Origin of the sequence: Streptococcus infantis (assembly GCF_001579645.1) — a bacterium.
GTDB classification, from domain to species: Bacteria; Bacillota; Bacilli; order Lactobacillales; family Streptococcaceae; genus Streptococcus; species Streptococcus infantis_E.
On the sequence record NZ_KQ970819.1, the window covers coordinates 172,985 to 176,193 of the forward strand.

Here is a 3,209-nt window from a genome sequence, read left to right on the forward strand (position 1 = left end):
AATGCATGCTGCATTTGTTGCTCTCGATCATTTCTCTGAAATTTATTTATGGGTATTGAAAGATAATAAGCGATCCATTGCTTTCTATCAAAAAATGGGTTTTACTTTTGATGGCCAAGAACAAATACTTGAACTTGGAAAACCTGTTAAGGAATTGAGGATGGTGTGTTCTTCAAATAAAGATTCCTAAAGACGTATCTATCAATATTTGAACTATTATCAATTAATCGAGTATAAAGAGTGAAAGAGATAGAATGAAGCAAAGAGATGAAGGAGAGAACGAATGAAAATTTTAGTCATCAATGGGCACCCTGATAAGGAAAGTTACTGTCAAGCAATTTTTCAAACCATTGTAGAAAATATTGATTCAAGGCACCATGAGCTTGAAGTCATCAATCTTAATGAAGAGGACTTTGATCCTGTCCTTCGCTACGGCTATCGAAAACGTATGGAAGAAGATTCTTTTATACTTCGCTCTCAGGAGTTCATCCAATGGGCAGACCATTTTATCTTTGTTTATCCTATTTGGTGGAGTAGTATGCCTAGCCTCATGAAAGGTTGGATTGATCGGGTCTTTACACCGGGGATTGCTTACTCTGCTAATGATCAGGGGAGTTTTATCTGGAATTACCTTAGAGGCAAGCAGTTTAAAAAGTTATTAAAAGGGAAAACAGCCAGTATTTACGCAACCTCCATGGCGCCCACTTGGTGGTACAAAATCTTTTCGGGTCCTATCAACATTCCAGATAGCTATGGCATCTCTGTTTTGAAAAATGCGGTCTTGAATCACTGTGGAATTAAAACTAAGCGCGTGTGCGTACTAGGTGAAGTTGGACGGGATGTAAATACAGCAAGTATGCGTGAAGAGCATCTCCAAAAAGTAGCAGAAGAAGTTAAAAAACTATCATGAAGCAAAAAAGTAAGAGACAGAAAACATTAAAAAAACACCAGAAATCAAAGCGAAAGATTGGTCTACTGGACCGCATGAATCTGTGGTTTGTGCAACATTCAACAATTGCCTGGATTCTTGATGCAAGCGTTCTTTTGTTTTCTGCTCTAGGAATATTATATCTATTGTACGGAACAACCCTTATTCCAAGTCCCTATCGGGAACTGCATTATAGTTTTCCACTTTTTTTAAATCTTTTTGTATTGGTGAATGCATCTTATCATTCTTTCCTTCGTAACTTTAGAAAAGACTGGATTTCTTTGCGAAATTTTGCAAATATGTTTTTATATCCTAATGTAATTGCTTGTGTATTACAGTTAACGATTGGGATGACCTCTAAAAGAGGAAGAAGATTACTTCCGATATGGGCATTAGACTATCGCTATATCTGGTTTCCCCTCGTTACTTATTTCATTTTCTTTCTATTGCCTATTGTGACAATTATAATTTCCAAGCATATTGAAAAGAAAAAGGAGGAAGAAAATAATGGGGAAAATACATTCAAATAAAAGTAATTCAAATACAAAAAAGAATCGCCCAAGGAAAGAAAGTTTTCGGCTTTGGATGGATTCTCATAAATTATTAGGTTTCTTCTTGGTATTTGGTCTAATCTTAGGAATAGGGCTAGGTGTTACCCATGTTTTTAACCTCCTTCCTATTCCGTTGCCCTACAGAGATATCAACTATAGTTTTCCGCTATATATAAATCTTTTTTGTCTAGTGTATCGATTATTTGACTATTGGTTCCTAGACTTGACTAGGACAAGAATGACGATAAAAAGATATGCAGATTTATTTATCTATCTTAATAGTATCGGTCTAGTGGTTCATCTCTTTATTGGTATTGGCGGGAAAAATAGTAAAGGAATTTTACCTTCTCTCTTATCCCTAGATCACCGTTACATTTGGTTTCCAATAGCAACTTATCTGATCTTTTTCAGTTTGGCATCTATTATAACTATAGCGATGAAATATATTGAAAAGAAAAGGAGTCAATCATGATGAAACATCTAACTGTATTTAGGTTTATTTATCTTTTGTGCCTGGTATTTGTACTGATTCATTTTATCTTAGGGCTTTTTGGTTTAGCCTTTACACCAGTCTTGTGGAATCTCTGGTTTTTTGGTCTTTGCTTGACCTTATTTATCCATCCGTGGACTATCTTTTATAAATCTAGAATCTTTCAATGGCATCATCTAATTTTTCAGACTCTCAGCGGCTTCATTGCACTCTTGATCTGGTTTATGACATTTTTCTTCTTTTCCATGGTCCCAGATTCATCTATGCCTATCAATATAGACTATCAGGTGAATAGTAAAGAAAAGGAAATTAGAATTATTAGAGGATCTTTGCTCCATGAAATTCATGAATATCACGACTTAGTTAATCCTTTGATTATGAAGTCTAAAGTTAAGTATGTGGAAAATTAAACAGAGAAAGTGAGTCTATGTATGTCTCGAGCACAATTAACCATTCTAACTAATATTTGTCTAATAGAAGACCTTGAAAATCAGCGCGTGGTTATGCAGTATCGATCGCCTGAAACCAATCGCTGGTCTGGCTATGCCTTTCCAGGAGGTCATGTTGAAAATGGAGAAGCTTTTGCAGAATCTGTTATTCGTGAAATTTACGAGGAAACAGGTCTGACTATTAAAAATCCTCAACTGGTCGGTATAAAAAATTGGCCTTTAGACTCAGGTGAGCGCTACATTGTCTTTTGTTATAAAGCGACTGAGTTCACCGGTACTCTCCAATCATCTGAAGAAGGAGAAGTGTCCTGGGTGCAAAAAGACCAGATTCCAAATTTGGATCTGGCCTATGATATGTTACCTTTGATGGAGATGATGGAAGCTCCTGATAAGTCAGAATTTTTCTATCGTCACCGTACAGAAGATGGATGGGAAAAGAAAACCTTCTAATCCTTTACTAAATAACCTAACTTATCCAAGGCCTTCTCGATATAGAGGAGGTCTTGTTCATTTTCAGCTTCGACTAGGTGATAATGGACGCCATCTGTTAATTCAGAAAGTGGTCTAAAGTCAGACCTTTCGACTTGCTCTAAAAAATGCTGAACGTCCCGGCGACAAGAGAGTTTGAGCAAGGTTTCAATTTCACCGTAGACAGGATGATCAATCAAGGTATTCTGAACACGTCCCCCATTATCGACGATAGCTAGAAGTTCTTGACCAATTTCTTCCATCTCGTGCTTAACTTTAAAAAGTTTGTGAACATAAGGATTGGTTTTATTTTCTTTATAAAT

Annotated in this window: 7 protein-coding genes; 6 read left to right on the forward strand and 1 reads right to left on the reverse strand. The window is 36.2% G+C overall.

Annotated elements, in window-relative coordinates; translation table 11 throughout:
* From SINDD18_RS11350 to SINDD18_RS05205, 6 genes are all read left to right on the forward strand, one after another.
* Positions 1 to 190: GNAT family N-acetyltransferase (locus SINDD18_RS11350; RefSeq protein WP_241497346.1), on the forward strand; the 190-nt coding region annotated here is incomplete at its 5' end.
* A gap of 93 nt (positions 191 to 283) precedes the next feature.
* A complete protein-coding gene (locus SINDD18_RS05185; RefSeq protein ID WP_061863348.1) occupies positions 284 to 910 on the forward strand; it encodes an NAD(P)H-dependent oxidoreductase in 627 nt (208 codons plus the stop codon).
* Entirely contained in the window at positions 907 to 1,458 is a 552-nt protein-coding gene (locus tag SINDD18_RS05190; protein WP_061863349.1) for a hypothetical protein, read from the forward strand. Before SINDD18_RS05185 ends, SINDD18_RS05190 begins: the two co-directional genes overlap by 4 nt.
* Positions 1,436 to 1,951 carry a hypothetical protein gene (locus tag SINDD18_RS11355; RefSeq protein WP_241497347.1) on the forward strand — a complete coding sequence of 172 codons (516 nt, stop codon included), beginning with the start codon at positions 1,436 to 1,438 and terminating at the stop codon, positions 1,949 to 1,951. The genes SINDD18_RS05190 and SINDD18_RS11355 overlap by 23 nt, the downstream gene beginning before the upstream one ends.
* Positions 1,948 to 2,379, forward strand: coding sequence for a hypothetical protein (locus tag SINDD18_RS05200; protein WP_060955586.1), 432 nt, complete (start codon positions 1,948 to 1,950; stop codon positions 2,377 to 2,379). Before SINDD18_RS11355 ends, SINDD18_RS05200 begins: the two co-directional genes overlap by 4 nt.
* 21 nt (positions 2,380 to 2,400) lie before the next feature.
* Positions 2,401 to 2,868 (forward strand): 8-oxo-dGTP diphosphatase, encoded by a 468-nt coding sequence (locus SINDD18_RS05205; protein ID WP_060955587.1) that lies wholly within the window; start codon positions 2,401 to 2,403, stop codon positions 2,866 to 2,868.
* On the opposite strand, the gene SINDD18_RS05210 is transcribed toward SINDD18_RS05205, so the two are convergent.
* Positions 2,865 to 3,209, reverse strand: a 345-nt coding sequence (locus tag SINDD18_RS05210; protein WP_061863350.1) for a 3H domain-containing protein, incomplete at its 5' end; no start/stop codon positions are given. The two genes, SINDD18_RS05205 and SINDD18_RS05210, sit on opposite strands and share 4 nt — an antisense overlap.

Excerpts from the sequence above, each read along its gene's own strand:
- SINDD18_RS05185 (WP_061863348.1), top strand. The coding sequence starts at position 284 with ATGAAAATTTTAGTCATCAATGGGCACCCTGATAAGGAAAGTTACTGT.
- SINDD18_RS05205 (WP_060955587.1), top strand. The coding sequence starts at position 2,401 with ATGTCTCGAGCACAATTAACCATTCTAACTAATATTTGTCTAATAGAA.
- SINDD18_RS11355 (WP_241497347.1), top strand. The coding sequence starts at position 1,436 with ATGGGGAAAATACATTCAAATAAAAGTAATTCAAATACAAAAAAGAAT.
- SINDD18_RS05190 (WP_061863349.1), top strand. The coding sequence starts at position 907 with ATGAAGCAAAAAAGTAAGAGACAGAAAACATTAAAAAAACACCAGAAA.
- SINDD18_RS05200 (WP_060955586.1), top strand. The coding sequence starts at position 1,948 with ATGATGAAACATCTAACTGTATTTAGGTTTATTTATCTTTTGTGCCTG.